The organism is Candidatus Dorea massiliensis AP6 (genome assembly GCF_964245105.1).
Classification (GTDB): domain Bacteria; phylum Bacillota; class Clostridia; order Lachnospirales; family Lachnospiraceae; genus Laedolimicola; species Laedolimicola intestinihominis.
In genome coordinates this window covers 138665-164384 of sequence record NZ_CAXTKW010000003.1, presented here as the reverse complement: position 1 = coordinate 164384, position 25720 = coordinate 138665, and the positions used below count along the sequence as shown (strand labels likewise).

General features: G+C 51.7%; 20 protein-coding genes and 2 riboswitches. Of the genes, 1 reads left to right on the top strand and 19 read right to left on the bottom strand.

Annotated features, from left to right (window positions below; translation table 11 throughout):
* Positions 1-80: 80 nt before the first annotated feature.
* From ACESZP_RS04620 to ACESZP_RS04590, 7 genes are all read right to left on the bottom strand, one after another.
* Positions 81-653, bottom strand: coding sequence for a DUF4340 domain-containing protein (locus ACESZP_RS04620; protein WP_499708172.1), 573 nt, complete (start codon positions 651-653; stop codon positions 81-83).
* Positions 654-2732 carry an ABC transporter permease gene (locus ACESZP_RS04615; RefSeq protein ID WP_499708171.1) on the bottom strand — a complete coding sequence of 693 codons (2079 nt, stop codon included), beginning with the start codon at positions 2730-2732 and terminating at the stop codon, positions 654-656. It lies immediately after the preceding gene.
* Between the two features lies 1 nt (position 2733).
* Positions 2734-3684: an ABC transporter ATP-binding protein gene (locus ACESZP_RS04610; protein WP_440321425.1), complete on the bottom strand. Its 951-nt coding sequence runs from the start codon at positions 3682-3684 to the stop codon at positions 2734-2736.
* A gap of 196 nt (positions 3685-3880) precedes the next feature.
* Entirely contained in the window at positions 3881-4636 is a 756-nt protein-coding gene (dapB, locus tag ACESZP_RS04605; RefSeq protein WP_349164436.1) for a 4-hydroxy-tetrahydrodipicolinate reductase, read from the bottom strand.
* A gap of 3 nt (positions 4637-4639) precedes the next feature.
* On the bottom strand, positions 4640-5530 hold the full coding sequence (dapA, locus tag ACESZP_RS04600; RefSeq protein WP_178038896.1) for a 4-hydroxy-tetrahydrodipicolinate synthase: 891 nt from the start codon (positions 5528-5530) through the stop codon (positions 4640-4642).
* Positions 5531-5620: 90 nt separating this feature from the next.
* Positions 5621-5795: riboswitch (Lysine riboswitch) on the bottom strand.
* Positions 5796-5901: 106 nt separating this feature from the next.
* The gene (locus ACESZP_RS04595; RefSeq protein WP_499708170.1) at positions 5902-6387 is read right to left on the bottom strand and encodes a cob(I)yrinic acid a,c-diamide adenosyltransferase; all 486 of its coding nucleotides are present in this window, start codon (positions 6385-6387) and stop codon (positions 5902-5904) included.
* 91 nt (positions 6388-6478) lie between these two features.
* On the bottom strand, positions 6479-7105 hold the full coding sequence (locus ACESZP_RS04590; RefSeq protein WP_349164434.1) for a single-stranded DNA-binding protein: 627 nt from the start codon (positions 7103-7105) through the stop codon (positions 6479-6481).
* Positions 7106-7349: 244 nt separating this feature from the next.
* On the opposite strand from ACESZP_RS04590, the gene typA reads away from it, so the two are divergent.
* Complete coding sequence (typA, locus tag ACESZP_RS04585) at positions 7350-9176, top strand: translational GTPase TypA (RefSeq protein WP_178038894.1); 1827 nt, start codon at positions 7350-7352, stop codon at positions 9174-9176.
* An 89-nt stretch (positions 9177-9265) separates the two neighbouring features.
* Here typA and ACESZP_RS04580 read toward each other — a convergent pair whose 3' ends face one another.
* The 12 genes from ACESZP_RS04580 to uvrC all read right to left on the bottom strand — a co-directional run bounded on the left by ACESZP_RS04580 (position 9266) and on the right by uvrC (position 25609).
* Positions 9266-11011 carry an ammonium transporter gene (locus ACESZP_RS04580; protein WP_499708169.1) on the bottom strand — a complete coding sequence of 582 codons (1746 nt, stop codon included), beginning with the start codon at positions 11009-11011 and terminating at the stop codon, positions 9266-9268.
* 466 nt (positions 11012-11477) lie between these two features.
* Positions 11478-12941 carry a DUF2142 domain-containing protein gene (locus ACESZP_RS04575; RefSeq protein WP_499708168.1) on the bottom strand — a complete coding sequence of 488 codons (1464 nt, stop codon included), beginning with the start codon at positions 12939-12941 and terminating at the stop codon, positions 11478-11480.
* Positions 12942-13090: 149 nt separating this feature from the next.
* Complete coding sequence (locus ACESZP_RS04570) at positions 13091-14440, bottom strand: MATE family efflux transporter (RefSeq protein ID WP_499708167.1); 1350 nt, start codon at positions 14438-14440, stop codon at positions 13091-13093.
* Positions 14441-14453: 13 nt separating this feature from the next.
* Positions 14454-15635: a hypothetical protein gene (locus ACESZP_RS04565; protein WP_499708166.1), complete on the bottom strand. Its 1182-nt coding sequence runs from the start codon at positions 15633-15635 to the stop codon at positions 14454-14456.
* Entirely contained in the window at positions 15632-16606 is a 975-nt protein-coding gene (locus ACESZP_RS04560) for an ABC transporter ATP-binding protein (protein ID WP_499708165.1), read from the bottom strand. The genes ACESZP_RS04565 and ACESZP_RS04560 overlap by 4 nt, the downstream gene beginning before the upstream one ends.
* Positions 16599-17381 (bottom strand): ABC transporter ATP-binding protein, encoded by a 783-nt coding sequence (locus tag ACESZP_RS04555; protein WP_499708164.1) that lies wholly within the window; start codon positions 17379-17381, stop codon positions 16599-16601. The genes ACESZP_RS04560 and ACESZP_RS04555 overlap by 8 nt, the downstream gene beginning before the upstream one ends.
* Positions 17382-17392: 11 nt before the next feature.
* Entirely contained in the window at positions 17393-18223 is an 831-nt protein-coding gene (nikC, locus tag ACESZP_RS04550; RefSeq protein WP_499708163.1) for a nickel transporter permease, read from the bottom strand.
* A gap of 4 nt (positions 18224-18227) precedes the next feature.
* A complete protein-coding gene (gene nikB / locus ACESZP_RS04545) occupies positions 18228-19166 on the bottom strand; it encodes a nickel ABC transporter permease (RefSeq protein WP_499708162.1) in 939 nt (312 codons plus the stop codon).
* A 100-nt stretch (positions 19167-19266) separates the two neighbouring features.
* Entirely contained in the window at positions 19267-20847 is a 1581-nt protein-coding gene (locus tag ACESZP_RS04540) for an ABC transporter substrate-binding protein (RefSeq protein ID WP_499708161.1), read from the bottom strand.
* A 227-nt stretch (positions 20848-21074) separates the two neighbouring features.
* Positions 21075-21256: riboswitch (cobalamin riboswitch) on the bottom strand.
* A 460-nt stretch (positions 21257-21716) separates the two neighbouring features.
* Entirely contained in the window at positions 21717-22652 is a 936-nt protein-coding gene (locus tag ACESZP_RS04535) for an ROK family glucokinase (RefSeq protein WP_499708160.1), read from the bottom strand.
* Positions 22653-22675: 23 nt separating this feature from the next.
* Positions 22676-23611: an HPr(Ser) kinase/phosphatase gene (gene hprK / locus ACESZP_RS04530; protein WP_440323075.1), complete on the bottom strand. Its 936-nt coding sequence runs from the start codon at positions 23609-23611 to the stop codon at positions 22676-22678.
* A gap of 138 nt (positions 23612-23749) precedes the next feature.
* Positions 23750-25609 carry an excinuclease ABC subunit UvrC gene (gene uvrC / locus ACESZP_RS04525; protein ID WP_499708159.1) on the bottom strand — a complete coding sequence of 620 codons (1860 nt, stop codon included), beginning with the start codon at positions 25607-25609 and terminating at the stop codon, positions 23750-23752.
* Between the last annotated feature and the right edge of the window lie 111 nt (positions 25610-25720).

Sequence of the window (25720 nt, the reverse complement as noted above, 5' to 3'; positions counted from 1 at the left end):
CGAGACTTTGTAGTTATCATTGTCAGATAAACGATGAACACAGATAACTACAAAGCCCCGACCCGTCCGGTTAATCTGATCTAGTCTACGGAGTCAGCAGTGTCTCCCCCTTCAGCTATCACCTCAAAATCACTTAACTGACACGTAAAAGCCGTAGCCAAATAACTGTCGCAAGTATAGATATGATCGCTTTCAGAAGTCATCACATACACATTTCCATCCGATGCAGTACTCCCAATGGAAACCGTAATTTCGGTACTGTCATCGCGGGTGATCCGGATCGTGATAGCCGGGTCTGATAAGCTGTAAGCACTTAAATCCTCCGGCGCTTCGCCCAGATCGCGGACAGCAGACAGCGGATTCAAACGGTTCCACAGATTAGACAGGGCGTCCTGATTGAGTTCCATGGACGGGGCGTCAACGCTGGTCCAGGTTTCACCGTCATAGTGCAGGCGCAGAGTACCGTAGCTGCTGGTAATGGCCGCTTCGCTGATTTCCGCAGGCGCTATGCTTAAGGCCTCAATTTCTTCGACAGCCGTATCGTCTTCCTCACCGTTCCAGTCCGCGCGGCTTACCAAAACATAGAGAAGTCCCAGAGCTGCCAGGGCGGCTATAGCCGCCAGCAGTCTTACCTTTCTCTTTTTCTTTGTCATTTACCGTTTCCTCCTTCCAAACCAGATAATGCCGCCGGTGGCAAGCAGAAGCAACGGAATCAATATAATCGTCAGGATGCCCCAGAAGATGGCGCTTCCGGCCGGTACAGTCAGATATTCCGTACTCATGCTTTTCGGCTCAATGGAGACAGTGCTTTCGTGGTCTACCAGCTGGCTCATGACATTCAGAAACAGGGTACTGTTGCCGCCGGATACCATACTGTCTACCTGTTCATCCAGCAGAGTCTCAGAAGAGAACACGATGAGTTTTGCTTCTGTGTCTTCGTCAATGGTCTTGGTGACGACAGCACCCAGGTCAAAGGGCCCCACAATATCGCCCTCCTCCTGATCGAGATTTTCAGATTCCAGGTTGGTCTTGGAATAAGACTTTGCCGATGTGGTCAGCAGGCTTTCATAAGTCAGATCTTCACTGATATCCGCAGCCTCCGTCATACCCTGAGCAAAGGCCAGTAACACATAACGGGAGCTTACGTCTGAGGTATATGCCGAGGACTGAATATCCGGCAGCAGATAATAGGGATAGTTCGGCAAATGATGCTGACTGTCGCCTTCCAGCACCAGCCCGTCCGCCAAAGTAATTCCATAATCGCCCAGCAGACTGTCCAGATTCGGCGTATCCTTGTCTGTGTATCCAAGCAGCATGACTATCTGTCCGCCCTGTTCCATATAGGCTTCCAGCTTATTTTTTTCATCCTCGGAAATATCAGAAATGGACCCGTAGATAATAACAGCTTTTGCGTCCTCCGGCACAGCCTCCTCCGTCAGCAGACTTAAGGATTTCAGTTCAATATTTTCCTTCTCAATGGACGAAGTGACCGTAGTACTCAGCTCTGCCTCATCATGGCCGGTCAGCGTATAAACAACCGGCATATCCTCAGCGGTTACATAGGCAATGGCACTGGTGATCTGACCCTCACCGTCGAAGCTGCTTAAAGAGCTGTTGTAAGTGGAATAATCCATACTATACTGATAGATATCATAGTAATCGACTGCCTTGGAACGGTTCTGGCCCACCACCAGCACGCTGTTTTCAGACAGATTTTCGCTGGTATACTGAGAGACGAAATTCGGGTAAAGCACCGGATCCTTCGTCTCTACTTTGATGTGGGAGGACAGTCCCGCATAGCGATCCAGCAATTCCTGTAAGGTGGCATCTTCACTGCCCTGCTGGGCAATCAGGTAGAGGGTGATATCCTCGTCCAGACCCTTCACAATCTCTGCCGTCTGGTCTCCGGTTGTGAACAGCTTCTGGTCGCTGACATCGTATTTCAGGTACTGGGAGGGTAATTTTCCTGCTGTCAGGTTCATCAGCACGGCGGCCACACAGGCGAAAACTACCATGCTGGCGCGGTAGGTTCCGTGCTTTTTCTGCATGAGCTGAACCGTCAGAAACAGAGCCAGGACAATGACCGTCACATAGTAAAGAATGCCGGTCAAATCAAACATACCCTGCACGAAATTAATGAACGGCTGATAGATACAAAGGGCGTTAAGAATGGACGCCAGAAGACCACCGGCTCCGATGACATTGGCGATACCGGAGGCCATGTTCAGGAAGAACAGGACGCCAAAGGTCAATACCGCCGCAATGACCTGGCTCTCCGTCACTGCTGACAGAAACAGCCCAATGGCCAGACAGGCTGCGCCAAACAGGGTGTAGCCCAGGATCGCTGTATACGCCATGGGCAATGAGACACTGCCAAATTGCAATAAGATCAGCGGATACAGACACAGGATCGCCATAGAAATCAGAAAAATAGTCACCATAGCCAGATATTTGCCCAGTACAATTTTCCAGAGAGAGACCGGCGCGGTCATCAGGAGCTGGTCGGTCTTCTGGCGCTTTTCCTCGGCCATACTGCGCATGGTCAGCACCGGTACGATAATCAACAGCACAAAATAAACAGAGGACAGGATAGCTCCGAATACCGGATAGCCGCCCACCAGGCAGTTGGCCACGTAGTACAGGCTGGTAACCGCCAGCAGTACAGCCATGAAGATATAGCCTGTCATGGAGGTCAGATACGCCCGCAGTTCTTTTTTGTAAATCGCACACATATTACTTTTCCTCCTTTTCGTCTGATTTTGTTTCTTTCACAGAAAATTCTTTCTCTTCTGTTTTGCGTAGCTTTTTTCTCAGAGAAAATCTCTCTGTTTTTTCCTGTTCCTCTGTTGTCTTTGGATTTCCATTATTTTCCTCATTCGTCAATTCCAGGAATACATCCTCCAACGTTGCTGTCGTGGTCTTCACTTCCAGCCCCTTGACTTGCTTCAGAAGTTCTATGGCCTGCTCACAGGCTTCTTTGCTTCCACGCACCTGCAGCTCCATCGCGTCTGTGTGTTTCATGTAACTGCCCAGATTTTCCGGCGTATCGCTGGCCACCAGCTTTCCATTGGAAATAATCAGGACATGGTCGCAGATACTGCTGATCTCCGAGAGAATGTGGGAGCTCAAAATAACCGTATGCTTCTTCCCAAGCCCGCGGATCAGCTCACGGATTTCAATGATCTGCTTCGGGTCCAGACCCACCATGGGCTCATCCAGAATCAGCACCTCCGGATCCCCAAGCAGCGCCTGAGCCAGTCCCACTCTCTGCTTATATCCTTTGGACAAATGACGAATCAACCGATTTTCCATATCTTTGATGCGTGTTTCATCCATGACCCTCTCTATCTCCGTGCTGCGTTCGTTTTTCGGCACCTGTTTCAGCTCTGCTGCGAAACGCAGATATTCCAGGACAGTCATGTCCGGATAGAGAGGCGGAATCTCCGGCAGATATCCGATGCATTTTCGGGCCTCCATAGGCTCTTCCGCTACGTCGTACCCGTTTATAAGAATCTGCCCTTCCGTGGGAGCCAGATAGCCGGTCATCATATTCATAGTAGTAGATTTTCCGGCTCCGTTGGGACCCAGGAATCCGTAGATCTGACCTTTTTGTACATGAAAATTCAGGTGATCGACCGCAGTGTTTTTGCTGTAGCGTTTCACGAGATCTTTTACTTCAATCAAGATTGTTTCCTCCTTCTCCGTAATCGTCCGGCCCTTTTCTCTCTTCTGCAATAAAAAAGAGGAGTATCCTCGGGCAGACGTATCTGTCTAAGGATATTCCTCTTTTGTGTTTTTTCTGAATGGATTCTGTGATTTTTAAGTGAAACTTTTGTGAACACGAGCAAATGGACGAAAGTCCCGTCCGTCTTTCTATACACTAACCGATAACATCACTCATATCATACCGTCCTGCCGGTTTCCCCGCCAGGAATTTCGCCGCCTGAATCGCCCCTTTGCCGAAAACAGCGCGGGAGTAAGCGCGGTGCTCAAATGTGATGACTTCGTCAGTTCCCGCGAAGATCACGTCATGATCACCCACGATGGTGCCGCCACGAACAGCAGAGATACCGATTTCGCTGCTTTCGCGCTTCTTACGCTCCTGGCTTCTGTCATATACATAGTGATATGCTCCGTCAGATGCCTCATTGATGGCGTCTGCCAGTGCCAGTGCGGTGCCGCTGGGTGCGTCCAGCTTCTGGTTGTGGTGCTTCTCTACAATCTCGATATCAAAACCTGCTGCCGCCAGAGTCGGAGCTGCTTCCTTCAGAAGCTTCATAAGCAGGTTGATACCCAGAGACATGTTGGCGGATTTCAGAACAGCCGTTTCTTTGGCTGCCTCTTCGACTTTCGCAAGCTGTTCCTCGGAAAGTCCGGTGGTGCAGAGAACAACCGGGGTTTTGGTCCGTACACAGTAGTCCAACAGTCCGTCCGCTGCCTTTGCGTTTGAGAAGTCGATAACTACGTCTGCCGGCACATCACACTCGTCAATGCTTGCGAATACCGGGTATTCATTTGCGATACCGGTATATCCGTCTACGCCTGCTGCTACCTCTGCCTCCGGATCCTCTTTCAGGAGTCCGGTCAGCATCTGTCCCATGCGGCCATTACAGCCGTGAAGTATAATTTTTGTCATTTGTTATTTTACCTCGATTCCAAAATCAATCATTGCCTGCTTTAACTGTGCCTGGTGCTCCGGCTCCATCTCGGTCAGCGGCATACGAAGGGGGCCAACCTGGAATCCCAGCTGGTTCAGGGCTGCCTTTACCGGGATCGGATTCACCTCGCAGAACAGCTTATCGATAACCGGAATGGCCGCAAGCTGGATAGCAAGGCTGCCTGCCAGGTCGCCCTCCAGATACTTCATGACCATGTCGTGGGTCTGGCGGGGCGCTACATTGGAAAGTACAGAGATGACGCCATTTCCACCAAGGGAAAGGATCGGAACCACCTGATCGTCATTTCCGGAGTAGAGCTCGATGCATCCGTCTGCCAGCTGCATCAGCTTCGCTACCTGGGAAATATTTCCGCTTGCTTCCTTGATGCCAACGATATTCTTGACATTCTTTGCAAGAGCTACTGCGGTCTCCGGCTGGATATTACATCCGGTACGGGACGGTACGTTGTACATGATAACCGGAAGGCTTACGGACTCTGCCACTGCAGTATAGTGAGCAATCAGACCCTTCTGGGTCGCCTTATTATAATACGGGGTTACTACAAGCAGAGCGTCCGCGCCGTATTTTTCTGCTTCCTGCGACAGATAGATTGCAGTCTCGGTGCAGTTAGAGCCGGTGCCTGCGATGACCGGCACGCGCTTAGCGACATGCTCTACAGTAAAGCGGATAGCCTCCAGATGCTCCTCGTGGCTCAGTGTGGATGACTCGCCGGTGGTTCCGCAGATGACGATGGCGTCTGTTCCATTTTCAATCTGGTAGTCCAGAAGCTCTGCAAGCTTCGGATAGTTAATCTCTCCATTGTCAAAAAACGGTGTTACAATTGCTACTGCTGCTCCCTTAAAAATAGCCATTTTCATTTCCTCCTGCTAGATGAAATAAGGTTTAAAAATGAGGCGTACCTGTGAAGGCCCGCCCCAAAAGAATCGCATGTTCTGTTCTATTCCCCGGATAGCGCCCCATCAGAAACTGATGACAGTCATATCGTTCTTCACGGTATGCCCAAGAAACTACTCACAGGAAACAATCTCTTTCGGCGTCGCCCCCTTTCCCTCTTCTTCGTCTATGCCTGCCATATCCGAAAAGGTACTGATGGAAAACGCAACCTCTATCTTTCTTCCTATTAAATTATATGAATTATGTTCAGATTAGCACAGTGTGTATCGCTTGTCAACGCTTTCCGGACATCTCGCAGCATTTGTCCGTATAGCGGATACATCTGTCTTTACTTTAATGTATCAATGCAAAATACATCCTCTACACACGGATACAGCTCCTCATACATCCGGATACCGGTCAGCATCAGCTCTGTATCGCCGTCTCCGGCTTCAATCAGGGCCTTCAGCTCTTCAATTGTCAGGATTCCCCTGTCGATCAGCCCCAGCACCTCATCCAGGATCAATATGTCACAGCCGTCCGTCGTCAGCACTTTCCTGGCGAAATTCAGGCCGTTGCGGATATTCATGGCCTCTTCCTGCTGCTCCTCCGGCGACAGCGCCTCAAAATTCACATCGGATTTTTCAAAACAGAATACCTTAATCTCAGGCTCCAGACGCTTGATGAAATCAATACGTTCGCCAACCTTTCCCTTCAGGAACTGTATAATAATGACGGATTTTCCTGCGCTGGCCCCGAAGATTCCCTGTCCAAGCGCCGCTGAAGTCTTACCCTTCCCGTTGCCGCAAAAGACAGTTACATGTGCTTTCCCCATTTTTTATACGCTACTCCCTTCTAAAGCAATTCCGTATACTACTCCATAATCAGGCTTATCATACAACAAAACAGGAGGAAATGCAAGCGTATCAGTATTCGTATTCCAGCTTGCTCACGGATACCTCGTAGGCAATCCGCCGCTCAGACTCGGTCTCGCTGAGCTTTTTCACGTATTCGCGACTCTGGATGCGGCCCCAAATCTGGGCGTGGCCTCCCACCTCGAAGCCGGATGCAAAGCGGGCGTTTCTGCCCCAGCAGATGCATGGGATGTAATCTGATTTCCCATAGGGGCGGTTGACCGCGATGAGCAGATCGGCGATCTCCCGGCCCAGCGGCGTCTTCCGGTACACCGGCGGCTTGCAGATATAGCCGTCCAGGAAAATCTGGTTGGTCTTGGCATTTTCCACCTCTTCGTCAAGAAATTCCACCTCTCTGGCAAAGACCGAAAGCACTAGCCGGTTCTTCTTCTCTTCGTGCCGGTTATAGGAACGGAACTGTCCGCCGATACGGATATATTCCCCCACGTAATCCCTGGATATGTCAATCAGCCGCTCGGATATCATCACCGGAATCAGATCCGCCGAATCGGACAGGCGGCGAACCAGAATATCCACCATATAAAAGCCCTCCCCGAATACCTCATGGCTGAACGTAAATCCCGATACAATTTCTCCGCTTACCGACACCTGGTTGTTTTCAATTACCTTATCTGACATAGTTTGTGTTCTCCCTTCTTCTCCCTTTGGAAATGACGTTTTCGCGCAGATTTCCGCCGGACTCCTGTATTATTCATAAATATATATGCCCAGATATTTCCATTTAGAACCATTTCTGTAAATTCTTTCTAAGTTGTTTTCGAAAAAGTACGCGCAAGCCTCAGATTTCCCTTGTAATTGGCCGAAAATGTGATAAACTGTAAAGGTTGACGAAGTATTTTTATTTGCATTGAGGAATTGTTTTATGAAAAGAGAAGATATCAGAAATATTGCGATTATTGCCCATGTAGACCATGGTAAGACCACACTGGTAGACGAGCTTCTGAAGCAGAGCGGCGTATTCCGCGCCAACCAGGAGGTGGCGGAGCGTGTCATGGACTCCGGCGATATTGAGCGTGAGCGAGGCATCACCATTCTGTCCAAGAACACGGCAGTTACTTATAAGGATGTAAAAATCAATATCATCGACACCCCGGGCCATGCGGATTTCGGCGGCGAGGTGGAGCGGGTTCTGAAAATGGTAAACGGCGTTGTTCTGGTGGTTGACGCGTTTGAAGGCGCTATGCCCCAGACCAAGTTCGTGCTCCGTAAGGCCCTGGAGCTGGACCTTCCGGTTATCGTCTGTGTCAATAAGATTGACCGACCCGAGGCCCGTCCGACTGAGGTGGTAGACGAGGTTCTGGAGCTGTTCATGGATCTGGACGCTTCCGACGAGCAGCTGGACTGCCCGTTCATTTTCGCTTCTGCGAAAGCAGGCTATGCAATGCGCAGCCTGGACGATGAGCCGAAGGATATGACTCCGCTGTTCGAGACTATCATCGACTACATCCCCGCTCCGGAGGGAGATCCGGAAGCCGGAACCCAGGTACTGATCAGCACCATCGACTACAACGAGTATGTAGGCCGTATCGGTATCGGTAAGGTGGATAACGGAACTATCCGCATCAACCAGGATATGGTCATGGTGAACCACCACGATCCGGACAAGTTCAAGAAGGTAAAAATCAGCAAGCTCTATGAGTTTGACGGTCTGAATAAGGTAGATGTGAATGAAGCCACTATCGGTTCCATCGTAGCTATCTCCGGTATTGCGGACATCCATATCGGCGATACCCTGTGCTCTCCGGAAAACCCGGTAGCCATTCCGTTCCAGAAGATTTCCGAGCCGACCATTTCCATGGACTTCCTGGTAAATGACAGCCCTCTGGCCGGTAAAGAGGGTAAATATGTCACCTCCCGTCACCTGCGTGACCGTCTGTTCCGCGAGCTGAACACGGATGTCAGCCTGCGTGTGGAGGAGACTGATTCCACTGAGCGTTTCAAGGTATCCGGACGCGGCGAGCTGCATCTGTCCGTCCTTATCGAGAATATGCGCCGCGAAGGTTATGAGTTCGCAGTCAGCAAGGCAGAAGTTCTGTATCACTACGATGAGCACGGCAAGAAGCTGGAGCCCATGGAGCGCGCTTACATCGACGTGGATGACGAGTACGCGGGAAATGTTATCCAGAAGCTGGGCGAGCGGAAAGGTGAGCTTATCAATATGCACAGCAATGGCTCCGGTTCCACCCGTCTGGAGTTCCTGATTCCGGCCAGAGGCCTCATCGGATACAGAGGCGAGTTCATGACCGACACCAAGGGAACCGGCGTGCTGAACACTATTTTTGAGAACTATGGCCCGTACAAGGGAGATATTCAGTACCGGAAGCAGGGATCCCTGATTGCCTTTGAGGCCGGAGAAGCGATTACCTACGGTCTGTTCAATGCCCAGGAGCGCGGTACCCTGTTCATCGGACCGGGCGAGAAGGTTTACGCCGGCATGATCATCGGCCAGAATGGCAAGGCGGAGGACATCGAGCTGAATGTCTGCAAGACCAAGAAGCTGACCAACACCCGTTCCTCCAGCGCCGACGAGGCACTGAAGCTGACCACCCCGAGAGTCTTAAGCCTGGAGCAGTGCCTGGAGTTCATCGACACGGACGAGCTGCTGGAGATTACACCGAAGTCCCTTCGAATCCGTAAGAAGATCCTGGATCCGACCCTGAGAAAGAGAGCGGGATTTAAGAAGGCTTAAGAGCTTAAGATAAGAAATGAGATAAATGAAAAAAAGCTATGAACCATTCTTTTAGCAGTATGGTTCATAGCTTTTCTTATTTTATTGTCCTATTCTACATCCTGCAGGGCATCCATATCCACCTCGCCGGTGCGGACCTTGACCACCTTATCCACATTGTATACAAAGATCTTGCCGTCTCCGATGTGACCGGTGTACAGGGCTTTCTTGGCCGCCTCGATGACTGTATCCACCGGGATGCTGCCGACGATGACCTCGACCTTGACCTTGGGAAGCAGGGTTGCGTCCATCTCGACGCCACGGTATTTCTCGCCAGCGCCCTTCTGGATGCCGCAGCCCATAACCTGTGTCACAGTCATGCCTGTCACGCCGATGTCGTTCATGGCTTTCTTCAACTGATCATACCGGGACAGCTTTGCGATGATAGATACCTTGTAAATACCTGTCGCAGACACGGGAGTCTGTACCACCTTGACCGCCGCGTTCTTCTGAGCTTCGGAAGCCGCCTCGTACTCGCCCACGCCCAGGTTTGTATTTTCGTTGACCTCCATAGTCATGGTGTTGGAGATATCCATGATACTGAAGCCTGCGTATGCGGACGGAAGTCCATGTTCCATGGAATCCAGACCCACAATCTCCTCTTCCTCGCTGACACGAAGTCCAAAGACTGCCTTGATGAAGAAGAATACCAGCGTCATGGTAACTGCGGTCCATGCCAGGACGGAGAACATACCGAGAAGCTGTTTTCCAAGGAGTGTGAAGCCGCCGCCGTAGAAGAGACCGGTCAGGGTATCATTTCCCGGAGCGCTGGTAGTGGCGAACAGACCGACTGCGATAGTTCCCCACATACCATTCATGAAGTGAACGGCTACCGCGCCGACAGGATCGTCTACGCGAAGTACATAATCCAGGAACCATACGCCGAAGACCACCAGGACGCCGGCTACTGCACCGATGACGATAGCGCCGAAGCAGTCTGTCACGTCACAGGGAGCTGTAATGGCTACCAGACCTGCCAGGGAAGCGTTCAGACACATGGATACATCGGGCTTACCATAGCGAACCCAGGTAAACACCATACATACGACGGTTGCCACAGCCGGTGCGACCGTTGTGGTAAGAAATACACTTCCCAGCTGCTCTACGCTGGTGCAGGCAGCGCCGTTGAAGCCGTACCAGCCCAGCCACAGGATGAAGCAGCCGAGGCAGCCAAGGGGCAGATTGTGTCCGGGGAACGCGTTTACCCTTGTAATCTTGCCGTCTTTATCTTTTACAAATTTTCCAATACGGGGTCCAAGGATTTTCGCGCCAATCAGAGCGCTGAGACCGCCCACCATGTGGATGGCACAGGAGCCTGCGAAATCATGGAAGCCAAGCTGGGAGAGCCAGCCGCCGCCCCAGATCCAGTGCGCTTCAATCGGATACACCAGTGCGGAAATGATGCCGGAGTATACACAGTAGGACAAGAACTTCGTACGCTCTGCCATAGCGCCGGATACGATGGTCGCTGTGGTCGCACAGAATACCAGGTTGAATACGAAATTGGAATAATCAAAATTCTCATATGCGGTAAAAATATCAAAGCCGGGCTTTCCGATGAGTCCTACCACATCCTCGCCGAGCAGCAGCCCGAATCCAATCAGAATAAATACAACTGTACCGATACAAAAGTCCATCAGGTTTTTCATCAGGATATTACCGGTGTTCTTGGCTCTGGTAAACCCTGCCTCCACCATGGCAAAGCCTGCCTGCATCCAGAATACCAGTGCGGCTCCTATCAGGAACCAGACGGCAAATAACTGACCGTCGATTGCGCTTAAAATTTCCTGGGTCATAACACTTCCTCCTCTTTCTTACAGATTATTCTGAAGGGCTCCGGAGTTGTAATACATTCCCTGCAGAACGGTATAAAAAAAGGAGACCCGGCTCGCGGAATTTCCGCTTCCAAATCTCCTTTGATATGAGCAATATTATAATCAAACATTCCAGAAACTGTCAATGTTAAGATTATCCAAAATTATTCACGAAATTTTTATAAAATTTTTAGTTTTTTCACAAATTTACGCACAAGCTTCTGCTTCTCGTCTGTCGCGATCCCTGTTTCACGTTCATATTTTATTCATATTTCTTTTAAAAATCGTTCAATTAGTGCTCATATCACATTCATTTTCCGCCCATATAATAACAACATAAGATAAAGAAATACTTAATAAACGCTTATTACCTTATTTTGAATAAACTTTTTCATAATAAATGCCAGGCAGAGCAGCTGCCTGGCATCCTCCCTTTTCAGGGGCTTTTTTAATTATCTGTCTTTTCTTCCCAGTCATCCCCGTAGAGCTCTTCCATGGTGTAGACCTTCACCACAGATTTATCCTCCACATCTTTATAGGCAGGCCACATAATTTTCACCACGCAGAACAGGGCGCAGCCTGCGATCCACAGACACGTAAGCGTCACCAGGACAGACGGAACGCGGCGCACCGCCTCTCTGGCCCGCTGCTCCAGCCATTTTATCCAGAAGCTTACACCCCGGACAATATAGTACATGAGCGGAACCAGCATAGGCATACTATAGCGACCCTGGGGCTGATAATCCGTCGCGTAGGAGTACCAGAAATTCAGCACATTCGGCACCAGAATCGCTACCAGTAATCCCAGATGCCAGAACAGGCGCTCCGGATCCGCCGGGCTTTTCTTTCTCCGGCTGCGGCATTTTCCCACAGCCTCGGCCAGTATTCCCAGAATTCCCGCAGCGAAAATCAGTGCGTAACCTACGTACATCCACCAACGGAGAGCGTACCACAGAGGCCCCAATACACCGATAAAACTCTTTATGACAGAGATAACCCAGTCGGAATGAAACAGCATATAGGCCATGGAATATCCCTGATTCCGATAGTTCTGCCGGTTCGACGGCTTCAGAATATCCATGGCGTAATGCTCTGCGTACTGATCCTGGGTCTTCAGTCCCAGAATATCCCCGTCATACAGAAAATAATTCCGCACAAACCACCAGCCCGCCAGAATCAGAACAATCCCCAGAATCAGAAAACCTTTTTTCCAGAAAACCTTCCAGATTTCTTTTTTCTCCTTCGGATTCGCTGCCTCACGGCTCCATTTCAAATGGCAGCCCAGGTAAATAAGCGCGGCTGTGATCAGGAAGCCGTAGGCATTGTAATAGGACAGGATGCAGACAGAACAGGATACTGCAATCCAGATACAATTTTTTACAGGAAACCGTTCTTCCATCCCTTTTATCATATACCATAAAATCATGGCCGACGCCATCAGCGCCATGGAATCACAATTCAGATACGTAAACAGAAAGCACGCCTGGGGAAGACAGACTGTCAGCAATGTAAACAGCCACTGCATATTCGCCCGGTCAAAGAGCTTCTTGGAAATGGCCCGAACGTAACCTGCGAAAACCATGCCGCAGATTACGCTGACCAGACGGCCCGCGAAGATCAGGGAAAAAGCGTCTTTTGTCCAGAGCATGGCCACGCGCACCAGGACAGCCTCTGCCATCTGGGGAAGGATAGGCCGGAAACCATAGGTGAAGCCCCATGAGTAGTCCATAATCTCCTGCTGATAGCCGGTAGGCAGCTTGCCGTATTCCACGATATAATCCACGATGCGGGAACGCATATATTCATCCGGCCCCTCGTTGAAGGGCAGAATCCAGGCCCAGGCAGTAAAGACCAGCAGGATAAAGGCAAAGAAGGCGATCTCCATCCAGTTTTCTTTCGTAAGCTTTTTCATATGTTTAAACGATCCTTTAATTCATATTTTCTTGCATATTGTTTTTATTATAGCAATAATGCCGGAAGAACACAACCGGGAAAGAAACGAAAACGCCCCTGACACAAGGTCAGAGGCACCACACTTACTCTATCTTTTTATTCCGAATCTTATTTTTTCAAAATCTTTCTTATATCCCAGTCCCAAAGCACCAGGAAAGCCACGCCCGCCGCAATCCAGGAAGCGATGTAGATGGCCACGATGCACTCCATGGTCTCATAGACCGGCAGGACAAACAGGATGCCAATGACACGAAGCAGACAGATGAATACCAGGGTGGTCACCATGGGCTTCAGGGTGTCGCCAGTGCCGCAGCAGGCTCCCGCCAAGGCCTCGGCGATGGCATAGAAGATGAAGAACGGAGCCATCATCCGGACATAGGTGCTGACCAGCGGGGCCAGTTTCACCGCATCCTGTGCGGATACGAACCAGGGCGTCATGAAACCTGCTCCCACGAACAGCACTGCGCTTATCAGCGCCACCACGCCCACCGACATGACCGTTCCGGTGGCTACGCCTGCCTTGAGCCGATGGTGATTCTTTGCGCCCAGATTCTGGGCTGTAAAGGTGGTCAGCACCGGTCCCATGGAATCCGACACGAGCCAGATGAGCATGTTCAGCTTATCACAGATGCCCCAGGCCGCGATCTGACTGGTACCCATGGTATTGACACCTGCCTGCACGATGGTGTTCGCGATGGGGAACAGCATGGACTGCAGGGCCAGCGGCATACCAAGCCGTAACATCTGGGACATATGCTCCGCGCAGAAATGGGGCCACCACAGAGGCTTCTCCCCTTTTTCCATGTGAAGCTTTCTCTTCAGCATGCCAAAGGTAATCACCACGCTGACGATCTGAGACGCCACCGTGGCCAAAGCTGCGCCGGAGACGCCCAGATGCAGACCGCCCACCAGCAGCAAATCGCCCGCGATATTGACTACTGCGCAGCAGATCAGCACATATAGAGGGCTTCTGGAATCACCATTTGCCCGGAGCACGCCCGCCGCCATATTGTAGAGCACCATGGACCAGATACCTGCGAAATAAATCCTGGTATAGGCCGCGGATCTTCCGTAGACCTCTGCAGGCACTGCCAGCAGGTTCAGCATACCCGGCGTCAGAAGTACGCCGCCGATAGAGCATACGATACCCAGCAGCACAGCCACGGTGCAGGCGGTCCGGATGGAGCAGTGCATCTCCTTCTCATTGCCGGAGCCGAAACAGCGGGAAATCAGGATCGTAGCCCCGGAGGCCAGACCATTCATAAAATTAATCGGAAATTTAAACAGAGTATGGACCGAATCGATGGCCGCCAGTCCCAGCTGTCCGGTGAACTGTCCCACCACGATGGCGTCCACTGTCACATATAACTGCTGTACCAGGCTGCCCACGATGATGGGCAGCACAAAATACAGGAGTCCTTTACTGATACTTCCACTGGTAAGAGTGTGTTCTTTCATAAGTCCTTATTTCCTATTTTCTTCTCTGTACCGCAGAATCAAAATCCCACGCAGCCGCCAGGGCCTTCAGGTCATCGAGGGTCGCCTTCGGATTATGGGCCTTACATACTTCCAGCAGATCCTCATAGCTGTAGGCGTTCAGCGCAATGCCAGAAGACAACGCGTACTTTTTCTGGAAATCCGCGTAAGTCGTGGAGGTCCAGAAGCCCTGCTGAATAGCAAAGGCCTTACCGTCCTCACGGAACTCATCGCCGTAGCCGCCGATGGCATTGTAAAGGGCCGCAAAGGCCGGTCCGATGATAGACTCATATTTGCCGCACAGATATTTCAGGTGGCCGTTCTTGAACAGCTCGCCGTTCTGGGCGGTGTAGCAGTCGATGATACCGAAGTCCGCGTCACCCAGGGAATCCGCGATGGTCTGCAGCGGAATGACACTCAGAACCACGTCCGCCTTATCGGCCTGGAACTCTGCCACGGCCTGCTGACCTATCTCATCCACACTGATATAGCCCGGGAAAATACACACCTTCAGATCGCCCGCCTGCACATGCAGCGGTTCCTGGGTTGCCGCCAGCTCCTCACTGGTCTGATCAAACTGTACGCCGTAGTTCTCCTGCAGGGCGTCCAGAACTCCGATGGTACGCTCGGAATGCATGACATTTTGGAAGCCCGCGCCGCCGCTTACCAGAAAGTAGCTGTCGCCGGTCCGCTGCTCCGCAAAATAGCTTCCCATATCATAACCGGCCTGATACTCCATCTCATCGCCCGGTCCGAAATAGCCCAGGAAATAGGGATTATCCGCTACCTTCTCAAACTCCTCCGGCGCTGTGGTACTGGACGGACGGATAAAGTAGACGCCGTTATCCGCGCACAGCTTGAGCTCTGTCTCCAAATCGAAGCTATTGAAGGCCAGAAATCCTTCTACGCCCTCATCGATGGCGCTCTGAAGGAACGCAAGCTCCTCTTCCTCTGTGGTGACGCCCGGCGAATACAGGAAGTCCACATCTGTAAAGTTCTCTGCGATATAGCCCTCCAGGTATTCCCGGAATGCCTGTACCTGCTCGTCCTGCAGATCGTAGACTACTACGCCAATCTTATGTACCTGGGTCTCCTCCTGCTTGTCGGCGCAGGCCGCCGTAGCGGTAAACGCCACAACCAGCGCAAGGAGACAAATGATTTTTAACGCTTTTTTCACTGTTTTTCCTCCTCATCAAACAGATGGCAGGCCACCTCGTGGTCCGTTCCCACCGTCCGAAGCTTTGGCTGTTCCTCCGCGCAGCGCGCAGTCGCCTGCGGGCAGCGTCCCCGGAAGGGGCAGCCTGCCGGTACATCCAGGGGGCTCGGAGCCTCGCCCTCGATGCTCTCGATGGGCCTGGAGAAATCCATGCCAATATCAAAGATAGAACCGATCAGCGCTCTCGTATAGGGATGCTTCGCGTTCTTCGCCAGATCCTCCGCCGGAAGCACCTCCACCACATTGCCCAGATACATAACTGCCACCTCATGGGCGCAGGACTGAATCAGGGAGATGTCATGACAGATGAAACCGATGGTAATATTCTTCTCCTTCTGGAGCTTCACCACCAGCTCGATGATGGTCTTCTGCACGGACACGTCCAAGGCGGAGGTCGCCTCATCGAGAATCAGGATCTCCGGCTCCAGAGCCAATGCGCGGGCGATGGCCACACGCTGTCTCTGTCCACCGGACATATTGTGGGGATAACGGTCCGCGAAATCACCTGGCAGCTCTACCATTTCCAGCAGACGGCGGCAGGCCGCGTCCTTTTCCTTCTTGGTAATCCGTCCGAAGTTCAGAAGGGGCTCGCATACGATGTCCCGGATCCGCATCTTCGGGTTGAAGGAAGAGGTGGGATCCTGAAATACCATCTGGATGTGCTGCCGGTTCTGGCGCAGCTCCTCGCCCGTAAGCTTCGTGATATCCTTGCCGCGGTAGAGAATCTCGCCCTCGGACGGCGTATCCAGGGATACCAGGAAGCGCATGAAGGTGGACTTTCCACAGCCGGACTCGCCGACCAGGCCTAAGGTCTTTCCTTTATAGAATTTCAGATTGATATCATTATTGGCTACCAGAGTCCGTCCGCCGGACGCGGGAAAGCGTCTGGTGATATGTCTGGCTTCCAGAATCACTTCGTTATTTTCACACATATTTTTCCCCTCCCATAGAAGGTACCGCGCTTAAGAGGCTGCGGGTGTACTCGTTCTCAGAATGATGCAGGATATGAGCCCGATCACCCTGATCCTCGATGTGTCCATTTTTCATCACCACGATGTAATCCGACATATAAGCCGCCACGCCCAGGTTATGGGTCACGACGATGATGCCGGTGCCGTAGGTGTCACGAAGCTCCATCATCTGGCGCACAATCTGTGCCTGGGTGGTTACATCCAGTGCGGAAGTGGGCTCGTCGGCCAGCAAAAGTCTGGGCTGATAGGTCATACCCATGGCGATACCCACACGCTGACGCATACCGCCGGACAGCTGGAACGGATAGGAACGCATGATATTATCGGGGCTTGGCAGACGCATTTTGCCCAGCATCTCCTCTCCCTTGGCCCAGGCGTCCTTTTTGGAAATCTTTTCATGGGTCTGCAGGTACTCGGTGAACACCGCTCCGATTTTCCGGGTGGGATTCATCATGGCTCCGCTGTCCTGGAAAATCATGGAAATATCACTGCCGCGCAAAGCCCGCCACTGCTCCGGCGTCCTGGAAAGCAGGGACTCTCCGTCAAAGAGAATGTCGCCCTTGGTGACAGCTCCGCCGCCTGCCAGAAGACCCAGCACCGCGCGGATAACCGTGGTCTTACCGCTGCCGCTCTCGCCCACCAGGCTGACAATCTGGCCCGGCTTCATATCCAGACTGAAATCTACGACAGTGGGAACCTTCTTATAAGAAATCGTTACGTTATCAATTTTCAGCATGTTCCCGCCTCCTACTCTGATCTCGGATCCAGGATATCCCGAAGGGAATCGCCCAGCATGTTAAATACAACGACTACAATAAAGATCGCAAGACCCGGATACAGCATCATCCAAGGCGCGGACTGCATACACGCACGGCCCTCGTTCAGCATATAGCCCCACTCCGGTGTGGGCGGCTTTGCTCCAAAGCCTAAGAAGGACAGCGCCGCGATCTCCAGCATCATGCCTCCCACGTCTGTGGCCGCCGTGATGATCAGGGTCGGCAGAGCGTTCGGCAGCATGTAGCGGAGCAGCATGTACGGGGTCTTAGAACCTGTTACCACGGCTGCGGATACATAATCACGGTCGCGGATCTTCATCACCAGGCTTCGTGCCAAACGGGCATACTTGGTCCAGTTGACCGCCACGATAGCGATAATAGCGTTCCGGATGCTGGCGCCCATGACGCCTGCTACAGCCAGTGCCAGTACCAGACCCGGGAAAGCCAGCATCATATCAGCGATACGCATCAGAACCGCGTCTACCACGCCGCCGAAGTAACCGGCGATGACGCCTACGACACTTCCCACCAGGAAAATCAGAAGGACAACGCCGAAGGTAGAGGTCAGGGATGCCCGCGCTCCGTAGATGACACGGGTATAGATATCGCGGCCCATCTTATCGGTGCCGAAAATATGCGCCTTGCTGGGCGCCTCCAGCGCATCCGTCAGGGAACCCTTCAGCGGATCCACGCCGCCGGTCAAAAGCGGAGCGAAGATTGCCGCCAGAATGATCAGGATCGCCAGAAAAGCAAAAAATGTAAACTGTTTATGTTCACGAAGAAATTTTAACGTCTTTTTCATATGCTTACCTCTTCAGGCGCATCCGGGGATCGATATAGATATAGGATGCATCCACAATCAGATTGATGACCATGTAAATCAGCGCCATCCACAGCACATAGCCCTGAATCAGGTTATAGTCGCTGGATGTGATGGCAGTCACTGCCAGATTGCCCAGGCCCGGGTAGGAAAAGATCACCTCTACCACGCTGGTACCGCCAAGCAGGCTTCCGATGGAGAGACCCAGCATGGTAATCAGGGGCAGAAGGGCATTCGGAAATACATTTTTCCAGATAATGGTAGAGCGCTTGACGCCTCGGGCCTCCGCGCCGATGACATAGTCCTGGCTCAGCTCCTCCAGCACGGCGGTACGTACCTGTCTGGTATACTTGGACGCCATGGCGATGGCCAGGGTCAGGGCCGGCAGGAACAGGCTCTTGAAATCACCACCCGAAGCAATAACAGGGAAAATCTGGATCTTTACGCAAAGTAACAGCATCAGAAGAAGTCCCACCCAGAAGTTTGGCATGGCGCAGCCCACAAAGGTCACTGCACGACAGACATAATCAATGAAACCGTCCTTATGCAGGGCGGAAGCCACTCCCAGGGGCACTGCCAGAACCAGCATTAAAATCAGAGACATGAGCGTCAGCTTCAGGGTCGGCAGAAGACGTGCTGCCAGAAGCTCTACCACAGGCTTATTCAGGCTGTAGGATTTACCGAAATCTCCGCGCAGACAGTTGGTCAGCCAGCGCACATACTGTGTCAGGAAGGGATCGTTAAGTCCCAGCTCATCCCGGGTCTGCTGTACCAGTTCCTCCGTGGGCATCACACCGGTCGCAGAGAACATATTCCGAACCGGGTCGCCGGGAGACAGATAGGTCAGCAGGAACGTGATAAAACTGATACCGATCAGCACGATGACAATCTGTGCCAATCGACGGAAGATCTGCTTTTTATTCAAAATTCTCGCTCCTTTGCTGAAAAATGAAGCTGCCCTCACCCGAAACCACCTCTGCGGGGCCGGATGGGGGCAGCCTGTATGGTTAATAGAGAACTACCGATTACTCAGCCGGAGTAATCTCAGTGGTCAGCCAGTAGTAATCTGCTGTGTGAATGTGCGCATAGCCTACATTCTTGGAGTAAATCATGGAAGAGTTGTAGTAGCCGTCAATCAGGACTGCTGCGTCATCTACCAGAATCTGCTGCATCTGGAAAATCAGATCCTCACGCTTATCCTGGTCCATCTCGCTCTTCAGCTCCTCGAACAGAGCGTCGTACTCCGGATTGGAATATCCGCAGTAGGTGGTGTCGGTAGCCCAGTTTGCCATGTAAGCGTACGGGTCGCCGGTACCTACGGTAATCCAGTTATTGTTATTGAAGTCGTAGTCGCCTGCTGCCAGCTTACTCCACTGGTCGTCGGAGCTGCCGTAGTCTGCGGTGCAGCCGATGCCAATCTCAGCCAGGTACTGGATATGCGCATTCGAGAAGTCGTTCAGCAGACGGTTCTCGTAAGATACATAGTGCAGGTTGATGTTCTGTCCGTCGATCTCACGGATGCCGTCGCCGTCGGTATCTACGATACCAGCGTCGTCCAGGAGCTTCTTAGCGCCTTCCGGATCGTACTGATACGGGTTGTTCAGCTTCTCATAACCGTAGGTCAGAGTGGAGGGCAGTACGGAGAAGCCCGGTGTGTACAGGTCACCGATGGTCTTGGAATGGCAGATGGTGTCATAGTCGATACCCATCAGGATAGCCTGACGCAGAGTCTTATTGCCCAACACGCCGTCGAAGTTCATCCAGCTGAAGCCGCAGCGTACACCGGAAGCGATATCTACGGTGAAATCCGGGTTATCCTTGAAATCCTGGATATCGGATACGTTCGTGATGTTCTCTACCAGGTCTACCTGACCGCTCTGCAGAGCCATGGTCTTCGCGGAAGCGTCGCCCATGTACATCAGCTTTACTTCATCATAGGGAACTTCCTCACGATAGTTCGGGTTTGCTGCCAGATCGTAGCCTACACCTACACCGTTGAATTTCTCGATCATATACGGGCCGGTACCGATGGTGCCGTTGTCGAAGTTCTCGGTATCTGCCACATCGACGATGGCCATGGTCGGATGTGCCAGCTGTCCCGGCAGGTTCGCGTAGGGCTGAGTGGTCTGGATGGTCAGGGTATTGGCCTCATCATCCGCGATGATGGTTGCCTCGAACTCCAGGTACTTCTGGGGCTTTGCGGAACCGCTGGGTCCCATCTCCTTCAGGTACTCGAAATACTCTTTTACCTTGGTCGGCGTCAGATCACAGCCATCGGAGAACTTGATGCCGTCCTTCAGAGTGATGACCCACTCGGTATGCTCGTCGTTGACCGTATAGCTGTCTGCCAGCCAGGGCTCTACTTCCATGCTGTCATTGAACTTGAACAGGCCTTCCGTAATACCATAACGCATGGCGTTCCAGCCGCCGTTCTCGTCGGTTACGGTGTTCACGATACCGTCGGTGTACATCTGACATCCGAAGGTCAGAACCTTTTTATCAGAGTTGCTTGCGCTGGAGCTGGAATTGCTTCCGCTTCCGCCGCAGCCGGACAGCAGCAGTGCTGCAGCCAGTGACATGGTGATACATTTCTTTGCGATTCTCATTAGCGTTTCCTTTCTTTTTCTGCTTTGTTGACTGTTTTCTTTGTTCTCCTGTCAGCGCATCCTTTACGATTGAGAAAAGCTTCCTCCATCTCTTTTCTGCATAAAAAAAGCCGGATTCGCATCCGACTTGTTACTCACCAAAAAAGCGCACGCTTATCCCTGCCTTTTAAAGGAAAAGCATCGCCCTCAAGTAAGAATTATCCTGTCTTCCGCAAGAACTCTCTCTTTTATAAATCTAAAAATAAGCAGGTCTCCTGACTTAAGCGTGAACGCCCGCGGCGCCTTCCCAGAATCTCTTCCAGTGGCATCTTGCTTTGGACTGGCTATCACAGTGACGGGATCGCTCCGGATTCTCACCGGATTCCCTTTTAATTGAACCTTCGCTCAAACTTATCTTTTGCGCGGCATTTGCCGACTTTATGAACTTTTCGTTAATATATTGTCATAGTTTACAACTTCTGTCAATTCACATTTTCTTTTTTTTCGGAATGTTTCCCACAAAATACAATTCAACGCAAAAAAGCCGCTCCTGACACAGCAAGAGCACGACTTTTATGAATTTTTTGAACTTTTTATTCTTTTGGTATTCGACTTGTCCGGCTGCGCCGGGAGAGCGCAACCGCAAGGTCGAATAAAATAAAAGGGAGAGATAGGGCCTGGTGCCCTGAAATATAGAAAAAAGGCGTTACCACGGGAATTGGTAACGCCTTTGTTATCATTAGTTTTTCAATATGTATTATCTTTTGTTGAGATGATTCTACTACGGGAATCCGCAAAAGTCAATACCTTCTGCCGTCGAAAAATATCGGTAATTTCTGCTGCATTTTCTGTAATTTGCACAAAAGCAGTCGAAATATGCCGTCTTTCGCCTATCCTAATATCAGCTTGGCGCAGCCATAGATGCCTGCGTCGTTGCCCAACTCCGCCAGAGCGAAGGCAGTCTCACGGGTAGACTTATATGCTACCGGCTGGTAGTGCTTGCGCACATAATCCAGCAGAATCGAACCTGCTTTGGAGACGCCGCCGCCGATAACGATGACTTCCGGATCCAGAATCGCAGTCATGGAAGCAATCGCCTTGCCCAGGTAATCGCCGAATTCATCCGCGATCTTCTTGGCCAGATCATCATCCTCTTTCACTGCATCAAAGACGGACTTGGCGCTGATTTCATGGTCGCGCAGAATAGAAGGCTCGTCGCTCTTTTCCAGCCACTCCCGCTCCAGGCGCGCAATACCGGTAGCGGACGCATACTGCTCCAGACAGCCCTTGTTGCCGCAGCCACAGCAGTTCTCCTCGCCGTCCTTTACATGGATATGACCGATCTCGCCGCCTGCCCCGTGGGCTCCCACCAGAATCTGTCCGTCGATGACGATACCGCCGCCGACACCGGTGCCCAGGGTAATCATCAGCACGTCCCGGTGCCCTTTTCCACCACCCAGCCACATTTCGCCGAGGGCTGCCACGTTGGCGTCATTGCCTGCCTTGCAGGGCAGTCCGGTAAGCTCTGTCAGTTCTTTTGTAACAGCCTTGTAGCCCCAGCCCAGATTGGCAGTATGCGGAACACTGCCGTCCGCAGCTACCGGTCCCGGTACATCTACGCCGATACCCGCGATTTCTTCTTTGTTCAGCTTTTTCTCTTCTATCTTATCCAAAATGGTCTTTGCCAGATCCGGCAGAATCGCTTCGCCCTCATTTTCTGTGTGGGTCGGCACCTCCCATTTATCCAGAACCATGCCATCCGCGTCAAAGAGTCCCAGCTTCATGGTTGTTCCGCCGATATCAGCTCCAAAACAATATTTTTTCATATCCTATATCCCCCAGTATCCTTTTAATTCTTTCTTGTCATGCTTTCCTGCACACGACGGTACAATTCCTGCGCCGCGTTGTAACCCATCTTCTTCTGACGGTTATTAACTGCCGCAGTCTCTACGATAATAGCCAGGTTCCGGCCCGGACGGATGGGCAGGGAATGGCAGACCACCTTATTGCCCAGGAATTCTGTATACTCCTCGGTCAGTCCCAGACGGTCGTACTCCTTGTCCTTATCCCAGTCTTCCAGCTTGATGACCATGTCAATGGTCTGGGTCTCCTTGACGCACTCCACACCGAACAGTGTCTTTACATCCACAATACCGATGCCGCGCAGCTCAATGAAGTGCTTGGTAATCTCCGGGGAACGGCCCACCAGGGTATCGTCGCTGACCTTGTGAATCTCTACCACGTCGTCGGTAACCAGACGGTGACCACGCTTAATCAGCTCCAGTGCAGCCTCACTCTTACCGATACCGCTCTCGCCCATAATCAGCACGCCCTCGCCGTATACGTCTACCAGCACGCCATGGATGGAGATTCGGGGCGCCAGCTGGACATTCAGCCAGCCGATGATAGCCGCCATGAAGTTCGATGTCTTTTTATCCGAATAAAAGACCGGTACATTGTACTTGTTGGCCATTTCCAACGCATAGGGCTCCGGCTCGGTGCGGGAGGTGTAGACAACGCAGGGAATATTGCTGGAGAAAAACTTCTCATAAATCGGCTTTTTTTCCTCGTCGCTTCTGCTCTGCAGATAAGTGTATTCCACATATCCCAGAATCTGCACACGCTCGGTAGCGAAATGCGCGAAATAACCGGACAGCTGAATGGCCGGGCGGTTAATCTCCGGAGACGACAGCTTCATACCGGTCAGATCGATATCCGGCGTCAGATTTTTCAGCTTCAGCTTCTCTACCATCAACGTCATGTCTACATTTTGTACACTTCCCATGTTTGTTTCCTCTCTCTTCTTTATTTTTCATTTTTTATACGAAATGTCCTGTCACGGATGTTGTCTCTATTTTATCACACTGTTGCCTGAGGGGACAAGGCATATCCTTCATCTCAATGGGCAATTTTTTCTGTTATTTCAATGAAAGAATTTCCATACTTTTTCCGCCGCCGCCCGATTCATGGACGGAACGTCTGCCAGGGTTTCCACATCGGCCTCCCGTATGGCTTCCAGCGACTGGAAATGGCGCATCAGTGCCTTTCTTCTGGCCGGTCCGATACCCTCGATGTCATCCAGGACGGAATGTACCTGTTCTTTGCTTCGAAGGGAACGGTGGTACTCAATGGCGAAGCGGTGAGCTTCGTCCTGGATGCGGGTAATCAGCCGGAAGCCTTCGGAGCTGCGGTCAATGGGCAGCTCTACATTATTGTAATAGAGACCGCGGGTGCGGTGGTTATCATCCTTGACCATACCGCAGACCGGAATGTCCAGGCCCAGCTCATCCAGTACCTGCAGGGCAATGTTGACCTGCCCCCGGCCTCCGTCCATCATCAACAGATCCGGAAATTTCGTGAAGCTGCCCATTTCTTCGGGCATATCTTTTTCTTTCAACTCCCGGCTTTCTTCCATACCGTGGGTGAAACGACGGGTCAGAATCTCACGCATGCTGGCATAGTCGTCGGGACCTTTGACGGTGCGGATTTTAAATTTGCGGTAGTCGCTGCGTTTGGGCTTGCCATGGTCGTAGACGATCATGGAACCGACAGCTTCGAAGCCGTTGGTGTTGGAGATATCGAAGGCTTCAATGCGTTGGATCCCATGCATGCCCAGGATGTCAGCGATCTCTTTCATGGCTCCGATGGTACGGCCTTCTTCCCGCTTGATACGCTCCCGATCCTGGCTCAGGACAAGGCTTGCGTTCTTTTTGGCCAACTCCACCAGTTTTTCTTTTTCACCGATTTTGGGGACGCGTAAACGCACCCGGTGGCCCTTGCGGGCAGTCAGCCATTGTTCGATGAGTTCATGATCTTCGACCTCACATTCCAGCATCAGCTCCCGGGGAATATACGGGGTTCCGGCGTAAAACTGCTTGATGAAGCTGCCGAGAATGGCGCTTTTGGGTTCGCCGTCGTAGGTTTTCAGGTAGAAATGATCCCGTCCTATCAGACGGCCATCCCGGATAAAGAAAACCTGAACCACGGCGTCCCAGCCATCGGCGGACATGGCAATGATGTCCTTGTCTTCCATATCGCTGTTAGTGATTTTCTGCTTTTGGGCGATCTGTTTAACGCTGTTCAGAAGATCCCGGTATTCGATAGCTTTTTCGAATTCCATGGCGTCTGAAGCGGCCTGCATTTTTTCTTCCAGTTCTTTCAAAAGGGGCGCATAGTTTCCATTCAGAAAGTCCAGGACTTTGGCAACATTTTTCCCATATTCTTCCTGTGAAATATAGCCCTGGCAGGGAGCGTCACACTGGTGGATGTGGTAGTTGAGACAGGGTCGGTCTTTGCCGATGTCTCTGGGAAGTACCCGGTGGCAGGTGCGGATCTTGTACAGCTTATGGATCAGTTCGATGGTGTCCTTGACTGCTCCGGCGCTGGTGTAGGGGCCATAGTATTTGGCTTTATCCTTTTTCAGCATGCGTGAAAACAGGACGCGGGGGTAGAGCTCGTTGGTTGTAACCTTGATATAGGGGTAGGTTTTGTCATCCATAAGCATGGTGTTGTATTTGGGACGATGCTCTTTGATCAGGTTGCATTCCAATACTAAGGCTTCCAGCTCGGAATCGGTGATGATATATTCGAAGCGGGCGATGTGGGTAACCATTTGCTCGATCTTGGGACCTTTGTTGCGGCTCGTCTGGAAGTATTGGCGGACGCGGTTTTTCAGGGAGATGGCTTTGCCAACATAGATGATCGCGTCTTTCTCATCGTGCATGAGGTAGACGCCTGGTTTGGCGGGGAGTTTTTTCAGTTCTTCTTCGATGTTGAATTGCATGGGGTAGGACTCCTTTTATACGGACGGCCTGGACGGAAAAATACTTTTCCCCGTTCGCCCCACATCAGGGGCTCCTTAGGAAATGTATTTTTCCGCCCAGGCCTGTCTTTG

Bases quoted from the DNA above. Each gene is read 5' to 3' on its own strand.
- ACESZP_RS04620 (WP_499708172.1), bottom strand. From the start codon at position 653: ATGACAAAGAAAAAGAGAAAGGTAAGACTGCTGGCGGCTATAGCCGCC.
- ACESZP_RS04615 (WP_499708171.1), bottom strand. From the start codon at position 2,732: ATGTGTGCGATTTACAAAAAAGAACTGCGGGCGTATCTGACCTCCATG.
- dapB (WP_349164436.1), bottom strand. From the start codon at position 4,636: ATGACAAAAATTATACTTCACGGCTGTAATGGCCGCATGGGACAGATG.
- dapA (WP_178038896.1), bottom strand. From the start codon at position 5,530: ATGGCTATTTTTAAGGGAGCAGCAGTAGCAATTGTAACACCGTTTTTT.
- ACESZP_RS04595 (WP_499708170.1), bottom strand. From the start codon at position 6,387: ATGGGGAAAGCACATGTAACTGTCTTTTGCGGCAACGGGAAGGGTAAG.
- ACESZP_RS04590 (WP_349164434.1), bottom strand. From the start codon at position 7,105: ATGTCAGATAAGGTAATTGAAAACAACCAGGTGTCGGTAAGCGGAGAA.
- typA (WP_178038894.1), top strand. From the start codon at position 7,350: ATGAAAAGAGAAGATATCAGAAATATTGCGATTATTGCCCATGTAGAC.
- ACESZP_RS04580 (WP_499708169.1), bottom strand. From the start codon at position 11,011: ATGACCCAGGAAATTTTAAGCGCAATCGACGGTCAGTTATTTGCCGTC.
- ACESZP_RS04575 (WP_499708168.1), bottom strand. From the start codon at position 12,941: ATGAAAAAGCTTACGAAAGAAAACTGGATGGAGATCGCCTTCTTTGCC.
- ACESZP_RS04570 (WP_499708167.1), bottom strand. From the start codon at position 14,440: ATGAAAGAACACACTCTTACCAGTGGAAGTATCAGTAAAGGACTCCTG.
- ACESZP_RS04560 (WP_499708165.1), bottom strand. From the start codon at position 16,606: ATGTGTGAAAATAACGAAGTGATTCTGGAAGCCAGACATATCACCAGA.
- ACESZP_RS04555 (WP_499708164.1), bottom strand. From the start codon at position 17,381: ATGCTGAAAATTGATAACGTAACGATTTCTTATAAGAAGGTTCCCACT.
- nikC (WP_499708163.1), bottom strand. From the start codon at position 18,223: ATGAAAAAGACGTTAAAATTTCTTCGTGAACATAAACAGTTTACATTT.
- ACESZP_RS04540 (WP_499708161.1), bottom strand. From the start codon at position 20,847: ATGAGAATCGCAAAGAAATGTATCACCATGTCACTGGCTGCAGCACTG.
- ACESZP_RS04535 (WP_499708160.1), bottom strand. From the start codon at position 22,652: ATGAAAAAATATTGTTTTGGAGCTGATATCGGCGGAACAACCATGAAG.
- hprK (WP_440323075.1), bottom strand. From the start codon at position 23,611: ATGGGAAGTGTACAAAATGTAGACATGACGTTGATGGTAGAGAAGCTG.
- uvrC (WP_499708159.1), bottom strand. From the start codon at position 25,609: ATGCAATTCAACATCGAAGAAGAACTGAAAAAACTCCCCGCCAAACCA.